Raw genomic sequence first — 15,129 nt, 5'->3', positions numbered from 1 at the left:
AGGGAACACGAGGCGAGGAAGGAAATGCGATACGGCCGGCTGCAGGCCGTCCGGTCGCACGTAACGTGCAACCGGACGGATCGACCGTCGGGAATCGGAATTAACGCCAACTCGTCGCCAGCGTCGGCGCAAGCGCAGCCTGATACTCAGGGGACAGCGTGACCGACCCCGCAGCTGGCGGCGACCATACCGCCATGGCCTGTACCAGCTTCTCGACATCCGCGTTGACGAGCGTCCGCCCGTCGTCGACATGGATCTGCTCGATCTGATACCGCGAACCCAGGTACCAGTCCCGAACCGTCGCGGTATCGCTGGTGCCGAGGATACTGATCTCCAGATCGTTGCCGACGTGACGGAACCACAATTGATCCGCCGATACGCCCACGCCGATGCTGATCACATCGCTGTTGCCGAGCGTTTCATCATCGTCCCGGATCGTGTCGCGGCCGGACCCGCGACCGAATCGATAGGTATCGTTGCCCAGGCCGCCGATCAGGATGTCGTTGCCGGCACCGCCATCCAGCACGTTGTTGCCCCGGTTGCCGATGATCGTATTGTCGAGTGCGTTACCCGTGCCGTCGATGTCCTCGTTCCACAGTTTCAGCGCCTCGGCCGTGTAGATCGCGTAGGCATTCGGTACGTTGGCGGCCGCCCGGAACTCCTGAAGGCTGATGTAGCGCGTCATGTCGCTGACGCGCTGGCGGCCCGAGTCGGCAATATAGAAGCCTTTGAGCTCACCGTCGGCGTCTCCATAAACCGCGCCCGTCACGGTTACGACGTGATTCACGCCGCCGCCATCGAGATAAGCGCTGTCTCCCCAAAGACGCCCGGAGTTCAGCGCCAGTATCACGCCACGGCCACTGCGGATGAGATTCGCGACCGCATGTTCGTCGTATCCGGCAAGCAGATTGTTTGCAATGCCGTAACTCTTGAGCAGTGCCTGTTGCTGAACGTAATTCGATCCGCCTCGCTGGTAGTCCGTTGCGGCAGGGGTGGTGACCGCCCATTGGTTGTCGATTGCGCGGCGGACGACGTCACCCTCGGTCGTCGGCGTACCGGTCTGCGTCAGCAAATTCGCGATCGACGTCAGCGCACATGTTCCCTGGAACGTCGGAACCGCATCGCCTTGCATGTAATCCAGCTCGTTGGCTTTCGGGTAACCGTACACGTGAACGGCCGCGCCATCGACGAGCCCTTTCTCCGGCTTGCCGAAATCCAGCAGGTTAAGGTTCTCGACGTGTTCGCCCAACGTATAGCTGATCTTGCTCTGCACCGTATCGATGCCTTCGCCAGCGAATTCGACGACGCGGTCGCCGACATTGTCGACGTAGTAGGTATCGTTGCCCTTTCCGCCGATCATCGTGTCGGCGCCGGTGACGCCATCGAGGATGTTGTCTGCGCTGTTGCCGACGATCCGGTTATCGAGCGCATTGCCCGTGCCGTTGATGTTGAAGCCCTCGACGAGTCTCAGTTCTTCAATATTGGCGTTGAGAATGTAGTTTGCGCTGCTGATTACCGTGTCGTAACCCTCGTTCGCGTATTCGAGAATCACGTCGTTGACGCTGTTCACGATATAGGTGTCGTTACCCTGGCCACCTTCCATGTGATCTGCACCGGCACCGCCGTCGAGATAGTCGTCGCCCAGACCGCCGAGCAGCGTGTCATTGCCTTCTCCACCGTAGAGATAGTCATCGTCGGTCTCGCCGGGGGCCAGCGTCCTCTTCGCCTCGTTGTCACCGGTGAAGCCCACCAGCAAGTCGTCGCCTGCGCCGCCGTACAGGATGTCGTTCCCGACCTGACCGAACAGTCGGTCGTTGCCATCGCCGCCATAAAGCTTGTCGTGGCCGTCCCCGCCTTGAATTTCATCATCGCCAGCGTCGCCGTGGAGTTGATCATTGCCGAGACCGCCGAGGATCAGGTCGTTTCCGGCCCCGCCGTAGATCGTATCGTCATCGGTTTCCCACGCTGCCAGCGACTGCTTCGCGTCATTGCTGGCCGTAAAGCCGACAAGAATATCGTCGCCGTCGCCACCCCAGATCGTGTCGTTGCCCGCGCCGCCGAAAATCTTGTCGTTACCTGCTTCTCCGGAAAGCGCGTCGTGACCGTTGCCGCCGTTCAGTTCGTCGTCGCCCGCGCCGCCAAAGAGCCGGTCGTCGCCATCGCCGCCGTCGAGGAAATCGTTGTCGTTGCCGCCATCGAGGTAGTCGTTGCCAAGACCTCCGTACAGCGCATCGTTACCGTTGCCGCCATACAGCGTATCGTTGTCGGATTCACCCCACGACAACGTTTGCTTGGCATCGTTGCTAGCAGTGAAACCGATCAGCACGTCATCGCCATCACCGCCCCAGAGCACATCGTCGCCGGCTTCGCCGAAGATGCGATCGTTACCGGCGTCGCCAACAAGCCGGTCGTTGCCTGCATCACCGTGCAGTTCGTCGTTCCCGGCGCCACCGAAGACCGTGTCGTTTCCGTCCCCGCCACTCACGAAGTCCGCCCCGTCGCCACCATCCATGTAGTCGTGGCCGACGCCACTCCACATCCGGTCGTTGCCTGCGCCGCCGTACATGATGTCGTCATCCGTTTCGCCCCACGCCAGGGTCTGCTTGCTTTCGTTCGATGCGGTAAAGCCCATCATGATGTCGTCGCCATCGCCACCGTTCATGATGTCGTTACCGACCTGGCCGAAGAGCTTGTCGTTGCCGATACCGCCGTCGAGCACGTCGTTGCCTGCGCCGCCATTGAGTTCGTCGTCGCCGTCCTCGCCGTACAGCCTGTCGTCACCGTCATAGCCGAACAGCGTGTCGTTCCCGGTGCCGCCCCACAGATTGTCGTTGCGGCTGCTGCCGCCCATCATATCGTTGCCGTCGCCCGCGAGGAAATTGACGAGCAGCTTGCTGTCGATCCAGTGGCCATACGCTGCGTAGTAATTCGCATCGAATACGTCGTCCCCGTCGGTACCGATGAGATAGCTCCGATTGGAAGGACTGACCTTGATCTTATCGGGGCCGAAAAAGATAAAGTCTTTGCTATTGATCCAATAGAACTGCTCGTTGTCGCGCAGCCATCGATAGTTCGAGAGCGGAACGGCCGGGGCCAGATATATTCGACCGGGTTGCGATGCTTCCGAGGGTTTCCACGGCGCCCCGGCAGGTGCCGCTGCGTAGCGGTTGTTACCGCGTGTGATGATGTCATAGTCGACCGACCGAATCTCGGTGATCCCGGCTTGCGCCAGCAACCTGAATTCGCCGGCATCGCCGATACCGTCCTCGTTCGCGTCGATCCAGACTTGCAGCCCGTTCAGTTCCGCGCCGGACAATTTGCCGTCGCGGTTCGCGTCGCGCGACTGGAGCGCGCTGACGCTTACTCCCCACCGGTTCGCGTCGAGCAGGACAGGCGTCTTGTCGGCGATGGAGGCGGCTTTGTCGAATGCGGCGCTTTTGGCTTCGTAGAATGCGCCAATCGGGTTGTACCAGCCGGACGGCATCGTAAAACCGTAGTCGTTTCGACCGCCGTAGGTCAGCGTGCGGGAAATGATCTGGCTCAGGTCGAGGAAACTCGTGCCGCTCAGCAGCCCGGTCGCGCGGTATCGCGACAGCAGGTTGTCGGCAAAGGCAGCATCGCGGACGTTGGACAGATCGTAGCGCTGACCGCCGTTCACGACGAAATTGCGGTCGGCAACGCCGTCGCCATTGGTGTCTTCACGGATTACGCTGGCGCCTTCGCCGAGGCGGGTTTCTGTTTTAATGTTGTCGAACACGCCGTCGCTGTTGATGTCGGTCCGCGTGGTGGCAATTCGGCCATCATCTGTGTAGCGAGTTTCCTGAAGCTTGACGCCATTCGCTGCGTACCTCACATACTCCATCATCTGGCCAGTCGGGCCGTATAATGTTGCAGCACTCATTACCCCGCTGTTGTACTCGTTGACTTGCGTCGAGCCCGTAGAGAAAATCAGCTTCGTCGATATGATAAAACCTGTCGCCATATCCAGCACATAACTCTCTCCGACAACTGGCGCTTGAGACAACCGCTTTTCCGACGCTCCGTAAGCTGATCCGCTTTGCTCATAGTATGTCGTATCCGGATTCGCCCCGGGATATGCCCGAGATAGGTAGTTTTCTGCCACCTCGAGCATGATCCTCTCCAGCACCTCGGCAGCTATTTTCCCAACATTGGCTTCGTAGACCCTAGTGAATGCATCCTTGATGTTAAACCCCGGGGCCGCAGCGTCATCCTCTCGATCTCCCAATACAGGAATCACTCTCTTATCTTTTTTCGAGATTTCTCGGGCCACCACCCAATTGTTATAAGCCGCCTCGGCCTCTCGTGTCACTCCAACCATTGCGGCCGAGTGATAGTCGTCTTTTTTCCCGTCATGTATTCCTGCTCACGAGCCTGATCCCGACTGTGATTTACGTAATGTCCGATTTCATGACTGAGCACACCAACAAACACTGCGGGGTCGAGGTCTTTATAAGTTCCACCGTTATATTTTGAAAAGACAATCCCGGAACCATCTAGCCTCCAGAATATGCCACGCCCCTCATTTGAGACTTCCATTTCCCCGACGGCCCCACTAATTACATCAGCCTCATATGCAAGCAATTGCCGCACAAGAGTGTCACTTTTATTGATAAGATCGATCACCTCAGCATTGAGATGCAACTTGGAAAACATTTTTTCACTGCCAGATATCATGACCATAGCACTATCTCCCCACAAATCCCTGACTCAACCCCACCTCAATGAGGCACCCATCGCTGCCGAATCTAAAATAAGCCTGAACGATCGCTGCTGAATCACCCCTATATATATACTCCCCACCGAAACCGACTAAATACCGACCCTTGCCATTAAAAACATCCAACAGATCGACATTCATCACGCACACCATATCCGGATTCAATTTGAATCGAATTTGAACCCTCATCGGCTCACCGGCGCCCCCAAAGAACATTCCGTAATAAACCGCCGAATCTTTTTCAAATTCTTTCGCCTGACGTTCGGCTCGCCGAACCAGCCGGCGTCCAAACACCGTTGATGCTCCAGACGCCATATAATTGGCATCCTCCGTCACTGAAAAATCGACACGCAAGCTCCTGCCGACCGCATCAACGTCAGCCAGATTATCTGAATCAACAATATTTTTTACATCTTGAAGAAATTTCCGTCGCTCACGAACAGGCATCTCATTCACAGGAAGGGGGGCACATGCCGATATCGCAAATGCAACCAACGCTCCAAGTAAAACTATAAATCTACCCATTAAATCCCCCAACACCGCCCAACAACAAAAGCAAACCCTTCCGCCGCCTCACTCAAAAGTTTAAATATGCGATTAACACATGACATAAAATTTCAATAGCACGACCGCTCACCCGAATATCATCAGGAGTAAATCAAGCGATCAGCACACTGAAAATGTGTAAAGTGAAAATTTGCCGACGGCAACAACACCTCAACAGCACCTCAAAAACTTATTTCTCGATGACGTCATCGACAGCACTGCCGCAATCAGCCAGATGCGTATTCACAAACACTTGCGCCTCATCCACCATCGCTCACACATCATGCATTCTGTCGATTTTTGTAAATACCAACTCGGGAGACGCATCCACTACCTGAAATATGAAAAATAATCCTCGTTTTTGCACCCTTATTGTCACGCACGTACATCATAAACGCATTTATATCCATAATCGGATATCCCCCAACATCGTCAAATACATCAATGAAGTCGTATGGCGCAATACAGATCACCTCAAAATCCACCGGAAACGATATCGAAACCCTAAATGAATCACTCCCTTTAGGCTGGAATATGTCATAAGTAAATTCTCGATGTCGATAATATTCTTTAGAAAATGCGTAGCGCGTCACATTGATGGAATACCCCTTGATAGAACGATTATCCTCTCCGATGACGGAAATCTTTGAATTTCGCTGATAGCCAACCCTCATCAACTTAGAAACAAATCCTACGTCTTCCAGATCACCCGAATCCGCAACAGCTTTGACATCACTCAAGAACTGATACGGCGACCGAATTGGCAGTTCACTTGCCGGCTTAATTACGCACGCCGAGGTAATCCCAACAACTAAAATTAGTAACCCTATATTTTTTGTACGAATCGCGTCTCTACTCACATCACCTCACTGTTCATATCAGTCCCCTGCCCACCTTCCCAAGCTCACCGCCCAACCTCCATCGGCCCCTCAAAAGATATAGAAAGAATTGAAAGAAAACAAGGGAAGTTATTATTTTCAGACACATACTAAAAACAAAAACAATTTCGTAACTATCCGATTACTCACTGCCCCAACCTCATCAGCAAATCGACACGTTGCCCCCCCCCAAGCCAGTTCGCAGCCCCTATAAGCCATCGGCTTATACACAATGCTGCCCGTCGCTCGAGCGTTCGGAGTGAGTCGTTTGAGGTCAATGCGATAGGCACCGGCTTGTAAACTTTCGGCGCGTCGCGTTTACTTTCACTTTTTGCGTGAATGCCTTGGCCCTGGAAACACCGTGCTGGACGGAAACTGAATTTGTCGACCTTGACCTTGGCGACGCGCGCTTGAACAACGAATACGTGTGTCCGCAGGGCCAGGCATTGCCTTACAGCACAACCATTCGGGTCGGCTACCGGGAATACAGATCCGACGCGCAGATTTCCCGGCGCTGCCCGGTACGGGCGCAGTACACGAACAGTGCGAACGCGGTGAAGGTGGGGCCCGCCATGTCTGGGAGCGCGCCAACGAGCGGGGGGCGCCAGGCGGCTAACCGAGTGGGGTCAACGCGTTTACGCGCGGCGCAAGGAGACGATGGAGCGCAGCTTCGCCGATGCCAAGCAACTGCATGGGCATCGTTATGCCCGCATGCGGGGGCTCCGCAAGGTGGCCGAGCAGTGCTTGTTGGCCGCGATGGCACAAAACATCAAGAAGATTGCGATGCTGCCGGCACGGCAGCGGAAAAAAGGGCCCGCGGGTTCCCGATTGGCTATTCGCACGCGGCCTGCTGTGCCTGGTAAGCCGTTTGTGCAGCCCATCGGCCTACTCGCTTCTCGCGATCCTCCAAGCCGGCTCCTAGAAAAACAAAACCCCACGCTTCGAAAAACGTGGGGTTCGTCAGCAGTCCGAGCCGACGTATGGCCGGCTTTCCCGCTTGAAACGATTACGACGCTACATCAGTCGCCTGATGGAATCATCGCAAACAACATGCCAATGCCACCCCGACATCAAACATCAAACTTCACCCCCTGCGCCAGCGGCAACTGCCGGCTGTAGTTGATCGTATTCGTCGCGCGGCGCATATACGCCTTCCACGCATCCGAACCCGACTCGCGGCCGCCGCCCGTTTCCTTCTCGCCGCCGAACGCGCCGCCGATCTCCGCGCCGCTCGTGCCGATGTTCACGTTGACGATCCCGCAGTCGCTGCCCGCTGCCGACATGAACTGCTCGGCCTCGCGCATGTCGTTCGTGAAGATCGCCGACGACAGGCCTTGCGGCACCGCGTTGTGCAGTTCGATCGCATCGTCGAAGTTGTCGTAGACCATCACGTACAGGATCGGTGCGAACGTCTCGCGCTCGACCACGGCCGATTGCTTCGGCATCCGCACGATGGCCGGACGCACGTAGTACGCATCCGCGTGACCGACGTCGACGCGCTCGCCACCCTTCACCTCGCCGCCCTGCTCGCGTGCGTCGCCCAGCGCCTTCTGCATCGCATCGAACGATGCGCGATCGACCAGCGGGCCGACCAGCGTGCCTTCTTCAAGCGGGTTGCCGACCTTCACCGACGCGTAGGCCTTCTCGATGCGCGGCAGCAGTTGCTCGACCAGGCTGCGATGCACGATCAGGCGGCGCAGCGTCGTGCAGCGCTGGCCGGCCGTGCCGACCGCCGCGAACGTGACCGCGCGCACCACGAGATCCAGGTCCGCGCTCGGCGCGACGATCATCCCGTTGTTGCCGCCGAGTTCGAGGATGCCGCGGGCGAGACGCTGGCTCAGCACCTTCGCGACTTCCTGGCCCATCCGCACACTGCCCGTCGCGCTGACGACCGGCACCTTCTTCGACGCCGTCAGCACCTCGCCGACATCGCGCATGCCGAGCACCAGCTGGCTCAGGCCCTTCGGCGCGACGCCCGGATGCGTCTTCTCGAACTCGCGGAGCGCCTTCTCGAGCAGCACGTGGCACGCGATCGCGGTGAGCGGCGTCTTCTCGGACGGCTTCCACACCACCGAATCGCCGCACACGAACGCGAGCGCCGCGTTCCAGGCCCACACCGCGACCGGGAAGTTGAACGCCGAGATCACGCCGCACACGCCGATCGGGTGCCACGTTTCCATCATCCGGTGGCCCGGACGCTCGGAGGCGATCGTCAGGCCGTAGAGCTGGCGCGACAGGCCGACCGCGAAATCGCAGATGTCGATCATTTCCTGCACTTCGCCCAGGCCTTCCGACGTGATCTTGCCGGCTTCGAGTGTGACGAGGCGGCCCAGTTCGGCCTTGTGCTCACGGAGCACGTTGCCGAACACGCGCACGAACTCGCCGCGCACCGGCGCCGGCACCGTGCGCCACTTGAGGAATGCGTCGTGCGCGGCGTCGATCTTGCGCTCGGCGTCGGCGGGCGTGTCGACGGCCAGCGTCGCGAGCGTCGCGCCGTCGAGCGGCGAACGCGCGGTCAGCGCATTGCCTTTCCACTGGGCGAGATCGATATCGAGCGCGGCAAGAATGTCGTTGAATTGCATCACTTCCTCTTCAGGGACAGATTGATCGGTGCGGCGGCAGCGCCGCCCGCGTGATTCGATTGGAGCGCGTTCGCGCGCCCTGTGCAAGCGGATGCGCCGCGCGGCAGGCCCGGTGCGCCGTGCGGCGCATCGCGCCGCGCCACCGCCGGAAGCCCAGACGGACGGCGCGCTCCCGCCTCGCAAGGCACGATCCATGAAACACATTGTCGGTGGCCACAAGTCGGGCCGCTATTGATATTAACTCACGACTTCATTCCCAAAACGCAACAACTCGGCACGCCGATCCGATGCGCTTGCGCGCCGATACGGGACGTTTCCAAAGCCCGTAGACGGGCAGGAGGACACATCGCAACACGACGCAAGTTGATGACAATCCTGCATCACCCTGTGCGGAAATATCGTTTGCCGGCCGTGCATCGGGCACACACAATCGTTGCGACGTCGAGGTGCAACGCACCCGGCGCGCCGCCGGCCGCCACAACGGCAGCCGGACGCCTGACGAAGGCGACACGCACCGCGCCCCGGCTCACCGGCGCGCTTTCGCACCGCATCACCGCTGCCCGGCCCGCAGCAGGCAACGCGTCGCGCTTCGTCACCGAAAAATAATCCCGGAGACAGCGCCCAGCGCCCGCCATGCATTCAGATGCCCGCCCCGATTCACTCCGTCCGTCCGGCTCGCCGCCCGCGAAGCCGTCCCTCCACCGTGCGCTGCAGGCACGCCATCTGCGGATGATCGCGATCGGCGGCTCGATCGGCACGGGCCTGTTCGTCGCGTCCGGCGCGTCGATCTCGCAGGCCGGCCCCGGCGGCGCGATGCTCGCGTACCTGGTGATCGGCCTGATGGTCTATTTCCTGATGACGAGTCTCGGCGAAATGGCCGCGTTCATGCCGGTGTCGGGCTCGTTCGCGACCTACGGCGCGAAGTTCGTCGACGAAGGTTTCGGCTTCGCGCTCGGCTGGAACTACTGGTACAGCTGGGCCGTGACGCTGGCGGTGGAACTCGTCGCCGCGCAGCTCGTGATGCATTACTGGTTCCCGCACGTGCCGGGCGTCTGGTGGAGCGCGCTGTTCCTCACGTTGATCTTCGCGCTCAACGCGCTGTCGGTGCGCGGCTTCGGGGAAGCCGAATACTGGTTCGCGCTGATCAAGGTGCTGACGGTGCTCGCGTTCGTCGGCGTCGGCCTGCTGATGATCTTCGGGATCATGCAGGGCGGCCCGAGCGCGGGCTGGGGCAACTTCACGATCGGCGACGCGCCGTTCGCCGGCGGCTGGGCAACGATGCTCGGCGTCGCGATGATCGCGGGCTTCTCGTTCCAGGGCACCGAAATGATCGGCGTCGCGGCCGGCGAATCGGAAAACCCGCGCACGACGATCCCGCGCGCGGTGCGCCAGGTGTTCTGGCGGATCCTGCTGTTCTACGTGTTCGCGATCTTCGTGATCGGCGTGCTGATTCCCTATACCGACCCGAGCCTGCTGAAGAGCGACGTGACCGACATCGGCGTGAGCCCGTTCACGCTCGTGTTCCGCCACGCGGGCCTCGCGTTCGCGGCCGGCGTGATGAACGCGGTAATCCTCACGGCCGTGCTGTCGGCCGGCAACTCGGGCATGTACGCGTCGACGCGGATGCTCTACAACCTCGCGGTCGAAGGCCGCGCGCCGAAGATCTTCGCGAAGCTGTCGCGCGGCGGCGTGCCGCGCAACGCGCTGTATGCGACGACGGCCGTCGGCGCGTTGTGTTTCCTCACGTCGCTGTACGGCGACAAGACGGTCTACCTGTGGCTGCTGAACACGTCGGGCATGGCCGGCTTCATCACGTGGCTCGGCATTGCTGTCAGCCACTACCGGTTCCGCAAGGGGTTCCTGAAGCAGGGCTACCGGCTCGACCAGCTGCCGTACCGGTCGAAGTGGTTCCCGTTCGGCCCGCTGTTCGCATTCGCGTTGTGCACGGTCGTCGCGCTCGGCCAGGATTACCAGGCGTTCCTCTCCGACAAGATCGACTGGGTGAGCGTCGCCGCGACCTACATCGGCCTGCCGTTCTTCCTCGCGATCTGGCTCGGCTATGCACTCGTGCGCAAATGCCGCCTCGTGCGCTACGAAGACATGGAAATCGCGCCTTGGATCGAACGCAACGTGACACCCGAAACCGCGCCGCAGGCCGAAACCGGCTACGCGGGCTACATCGCCCGTCCGGCCAACCCGACGCCGGGCACCTGACCGCGCGGATCGGCCCGCACCGGCCCGCCCCAGCCCACTTCGCACCGGCCGCCGCCCAGGCGCGACAGCCGGTGCCTCGCGCCCCATTCGACGCGGCGCGCGCGTTCAGGCAAGATCGACGCGCGCCGCCTGTTTTTCCGCCGTCACGAGTCAACGAAATCGCATGCAGAACTTCTACGAAGCCACCGTTACCCGCCAGCCCTACCCGCAACTGACCGGCACGATCGATACGCAGGTCTGCATCGTCGGCGGCGGCCTCGCCGGCCTGTGCACGGCGCTCGGCCTCGTCGAGCGCGGCGTGCATGACGTCGTCGTGCTCGACAGCGAGCGGGTCGGCTTCGGCGCATCGGGCCGCAATGGCGGCTTCGTCTTCGGCGGCTACAGCCTCGACAACGCCGACCTGCTGCGCACGCTCGGCCGCGACGAGGGGCGCCGGCTGTACCGGCTCACCGTCGATGCGGTCGACCTGATCCGCGCGCGGATCGCGCGCTACGGCATCGACTGCGACATCGTCGACCAGGGCGTGATGCTCGCGAACTGGTTCGACGATCCTTCGAGGCTCGACAGCGTGCGCACGCTGATGAAGGACGATCTCGGCGTCGACTGGGAACCCGTTTCGACGGACGCGCTGCGCAAGCGGCTGAAGACGCAGCGCTATTACGGCGGCCTGTTCGAGCCGAACGCGTTCCACTTCCATCCGCTCAAGTACGTGCTCGGCGTCGCGGCGGCCGCATCGCGCGGCGGCGCGCGCGTGTACGAACGCTCGGCCGCGCTCGGCATCGCGCGCGAAGGCGCCGGGTACGTCGTGCGCACCGCACAGGGCACGGTGCGCGCGAAGGACGTCGTGTTCGCCGGCGGAGGTTATGCACGCGGCGTGTCGCCGCGCATCGAGCGCGCGGTGCTGCCGATCGCGACCTACGTGATCGCGACCGAGCCGCTCGGCACGCGCCTGCCCGACGCGATCGACGCACCGTACGCGATCTACGACACGCGTTTCGCGTTCGACTATTACCGCCCGCTGAAGGACACGCGCATCCTGTGGGGCGGCCGAATCTCCGTGCTCGACCGCGGCCCCGACGCGATCGCCCGCCTGCTGCGGCGCGACCTGCTGCGCGTGTATCCGCAACTGGAAGACGTGAAGGTCGACTACGCGTGGGGCGGGCTGATGAGCTACGCGCGGCACAAGATGCCGCAGATCGGCCGCGACGCGGACGGCGTGTGGCACGCGATCGCGTTCGGCGGCCACGGGATGGCGCCGACCACGGTCGCCGGCGAAGCGCTCGCGGCCGCACTGGCCGAAGGCCGGCCGGTGCCGGAAGGCTTCAACGCGTTCGGGCTCACGCGCACGTTCGGGCTGGCGGGCCTCGCGGCTGCGCAGCTCACGTACACGGCGTACCAGGCCCGCGACGCGCTCGCGTCCTGCCGCCGCTGAGCGGCCGCAGCGGCCGGAACCGCCCCGCCGATTAGAGCGGAAGGTCGGCCGGGCGGGGATTTCCCGCATGCTAGAATGCCTTTTCCACGCCGCCGAAGCCACAATAAAGTCACATGAAAGCAGGAAGCAAGGCCGCCACGTCCGATACCCGCGCGCTTCCGTCAGATGCGCGGCGCAAATACGATCCCGAGCAAACCAAGCGCAACATCCTCGATGTCGCCACGCAGGAATTCTCCGCGATGGGGCTCGCCGGCGCGCGCGTCGACGCAATCGCCGAGCGTACCAACACGACGAAGCGGATGCTCTACTACTACTTCGAAAGCAAGGAAGGCCTGTACGAGGCCGTGCTGGAGAAGGTGTACGGCGACATCCGCGCACTCGAGCAGGAGCTGCACGTCGGCGACATGGAGCCGCGCGAAGGCATGCGCCGCCTCGTCGAATTCACGTTCGACTATCACGACAAGCATCGCGACTTCGTCCGCCTCGTGTCGATCGAGAACATCCACGGCGCGAAGTATCTCGAACAGCTCAAGTCGTTCAAGAACCGCAACGTCAGCATCATCAAGACGCTCGAGGAACTGGTCGAGCGCGGCGCGGCGAGCGGCGCGTTCCGCAAGGACATCGACGCATTCGACCTGCACCTGCTGATCAGCTCGTTCTGCTTCCACCGCGTGTCGAACCGCTACACGTTCGGCGCCGCGTTCGGACGCGACCCGTCGGCGCCACGCCTGCGCGCCCGGCATCGCGACACGATCGCCGACGCCGTGCTGCGCTACGTCGCCGCATAAGCGACGGCGGCGGCCGGTTTCCCGGCCGGCCTCATACCGGGCGCGCGACATCCGCGCCCGTCGCCTTCTCGTGGGTCAGTCCGTCGGCGCGGCCGACGCCAGTGCGATCCGCGCCTTCTCTTCCGGGCTTCCCGCCACGTAATACTTCTTCGCCCAGCTCGAATCGGGCGCAAGCGCGAGCCGCGCATGCGCGCCCGTGCTGGTGCCCGGGCCGTGCTGCTGCTTCGCATCGATCGCCAGCGCCCGTGCACGATAGTGCTCGTAAAGCCGCAGGAATTCCGCGAGATAGATCGCCGCGATCCGCTTGTCGCGGATCTCGAGCAGGTTCTCGTCGTTGTACTGCTCGGAATTGCGGCTCATGTTCGCCGAGCCCGTATAGACGACCGGATTCGCGCCTTCCGCGTCGATCACGATGAACTTGTGATGGATCACGACCGGCGGAAAGGCCGGCGCCGGCTCGCCCGGAAAGAGGCGCAGCTCGGGCTCGAAACCCTGCGGCACGGTGGCCGGCGAGAAATACGCGGCATCGATCACGTCGCGGTTGTCGCGGCTGCGGTGATACAGCTCGAGGTTCGCGAGCGTCGCCGCATCGAGCGTCTGGCCGGCCTGCTGCGCGGCATCGGCCTTCGTCGCGCTGCCGGCGTTGATCCGGTTCACCAGCCCGAACATCATCAGCCCGCGGTCGCCGGCCGCGAAGCAGGCGTCGCGCAGCGCCGCGTCGGTCGGCATGAACAGGCAGAACGACACCGAATGCTTCGCGGCCGCGATCGCGGCGACGATCGTGTCGATCTCGGTGCGCTGCCCCGCCGGTTCCGGCGAAAACGCGAGCCGCACCTGCGCGCTGCCGATCGTCATCGGCGCCGACCAGCCCGGCGACAGCCGCGCGGTCGCCGCGATCGGCGGATTCCCGGCCAGCGCATGCGCACGCGCGTTGTAGAGCGCGGCAAGCTCGGGCGAATCGAACGCGTGCAGCACGTTCGCCTGCTCCGTGAGCCCCTCGGTAGTGAAGTTCGCGGAGCCGGTCAGCACACGCGCGGGCGCCGGGTTCGACGCCGCATCGGTCACGATGAACTTGTCGTGCATGATGTGCGTCCTGTCGCGCGGCGCGAGCGTCGCGAGCCCCTGCAGCGCGTCGACGGCCGGCTGGTTCGGCGACGGTAGCGGCGGCTTGCCCTTGCGCGCCGTCGTGTGCGCGTCGTAGACGATCGCGAGCGACGCTTCGCCGTGGGTGCGCCCGAACGCTTCGAACGCAGGCAGCGCCCACAGCGTGTCGGTCAGGTGATAGACGGCCGACGCCGCGCGCGATGCCGGCTCGAGCATCTCCGCGAACACCTGCTCCATGTCGTTCGCGAGCCAGGTGCGCAGCTTCAGCGCCTGCGCGTCGCTCGGCGCCGCATTCGGCGCGAGGCCCAGCGCCGCCACCTGCTTGGCGAACGCCTGAGAACTGACCACCGCGCGGTTGAACCACGTGCCGATGCCGTCCTCGACATGGGCGGGCAGCACGACGTCGCACACACCGGCTTGCGCGTCGAGTACCTGCAGATTCGCCGGCGTGCCGACGACCGGATACACGTCGTAGCGAAACGACGCGCCGCGATCCTGCGGATCGATGCGCGCATCCCACCACATGAATTTCTGGATCGGCGCCTGGTCGGTCGGCGCGTCGCCCTGCGTGTGCGCGGCCGGGCCGTCGAACGTCAGGCGGTTCGGGAGCCAGCTGTCCGGCGCGCGCGTCTTGCCGTCGGCCGACCAGAAGCCCGGCGTGCGCCGGATCGCGAAACCGAGGAAATCGGCACGCGACGCCGCATCGGGCCAGTCGAAGGCCAGCAGGACCAAGGTGGGGGAAAGATAGCTGCGCACGCTGACGGTCATTCGTTGCTCCCTGGCCTGGCGGCCGGTCGAGGTGAATGAGTCAGTCTTGACGGCAGTTCTTCCCGCGGAATGACGGTTC

Annotated in this window: 9 protein-coding genes and 1 pseudogene; 4 read left to right on the top strand and 6 right to left on the bottom strand. The window is 62.2% G+C overall.

Annotation, left to right across the window (positions count from 1 at the left end; genetic code table 11):
* Positions 1–100: 100 nt before the first annotated feature.
* From FOZ70_RS38485 to FOZ70_RS03790, 4 genes are all read right to left on the bottom strand, one after another.
* Positions 101–4,330, bottom strand: a complete 4,230-nt coding sequence (locus tag FOZ70_RS38485) for a calcium-binding protein (protein ID WP_346656385.1) — start codon at positions 4,328–4,330, stop codon at positions 101–103.
* On the bottom strand, positions 4,327–4,701 hold the full coding sequence (locus FOZ70_RS37940; protein ID WP_258025537.1) for a hypothetical protein: 375 nt from the start codon (positions 4,699–4,701) through the stop codon (positions 4,327–4,329). The genes FOZ70_RS38485 and FOZ70_RS37940 overlap by 4 nt, the downstream gene beginning before the upstream one ends.
* A gap of 4 nt (positions 4,702–4,705) precedes the next feature.
* The gene (locus tag FOZ70_RS03795; protein ID WP_124590185.1) at positions 4,706–5,185 is read right to left on the bottom strand and encodes a hypothetical protein; all 480 of its coding nucleotides are present in this window, start codon (positions 5,183–5,185) and stop codon (positions 4,706–4,708) included.
* A gap of 380 nt (positions 5,186–5,565) precedes the next feature.
* Positions 5,566–6,024, bottom strand: coding sequence for a hypothetical protein (locus FOZ70_RS03790; protein ID WP_155630965.1), 459 nt, complete (start codon positions 6,022–6,024; stop codon positions 5,566–5,568).
* 554 nt (positions 6,025–6,578) lie between these two features.
* Here FOZ70_RS03790 and FOZ70_RS03785 point away from each other — a divergent pair.
* A pseudogene (locus FOZ70_RS03785) lies at positions 6,579–7,084 on the top strand (transposase); the annotation flags it as partial.
* Between the two features lie 148 nt (positions 7,085–7,232).
* On the opposite strand, the gene FOZ70_RS03780 reads toward FOZ70_RS03785, so the two are convergent.
* On the bottom strand, positions 7,233–8,744 hold the full coding sequence (locus tag FOZ70_RS03780) for an aldehyde dehydrogenase family protein (protein ID WP_021161161.1): 1,512 nt from the start codon (positions 8,742–8,744) through the stop codon (positions 7,233–7,235).
* A 633-nt stretch (positions 8,745–9,377) separates the two neighbouring features.
* Here FOZ70_RS03780 and FOZ70_RS03775 point away from each other — a divergent pair.
* The 3 genes from FOZ70_RS03775 (at position 9,378) to FOZ70_RS03765 (ending at position 13,178) form a co-directional block, all read left to right on the top strand.
* Positions 9,378–10,958: an amino acid permease gene (locus FOZ70_RS03775; RefSeq protein WP_219704973.1), complete on the top strand. Its 1,581-nt coding sequence runs from the start codon at positions 9,378–9,380 to the stop codon at positions 10,956–10,958.
* A gap of 163 nt (positions 10,959–11,121) precedes the next feature.
* Positions 11,122–12,390 carry an FAD-binding oxidoreductase gene (locus FOZ70_RS03770; protein WP_219704972.1) on the top strand — a complete coding sequence of 423 codons (1,269 nt, stop codon included), beginning with the start codon at positions 11,122–11,124 and terminating at the stop codon, positions 12,388–12,390.
* Between the two features lie 113 nt (positions 12,391–12,503).
* The gene (locus FOZ70_RS03765) at positions 12,504–13,178 is read left to right on the top strand and encodes a TetR family transcriptional regulator (RefSeq protein WP_011353990.1); all 675 of its coding nucleotides are present in this window, start codon (positions 12,504–12,506) and stop codon (positions 13,176–13,178) included.
* A 75-nt stretch (positions 13,179–13,253) separates the two neighbouring features.
* Here FOZ70_RS03765 and FOZ70_RS03760 read toward each other — a convergent pair whose 3' ends face one another.
* Complete coding sequence (locus tag FOZ70_RS03760; protein WP_219704971.1) at positions 13,254–15,050, bottom strand: phospholipase D-like domain-containing protein; 1,797 nt, start codon at positions 15,048–15,050, stop codon at positions 13,254–13,256.
* Between the last annotated feature and the right edge of the window lie 79 nt (positions 15,051–15,129).

Origin of the sequence: Burkholderia sp. COPS, assembly GCF_019425585.1 — a bacterium.
GTDB lineage: Bacteria > Pseudomonadota > Gammaproteobacteria > Burkholderiales > Burkholderiaceae > Burkholderia > Burkholderia cepacia.
This window is presented reverse-complemented; position numbering and strand designations above follow the sequence as displayed.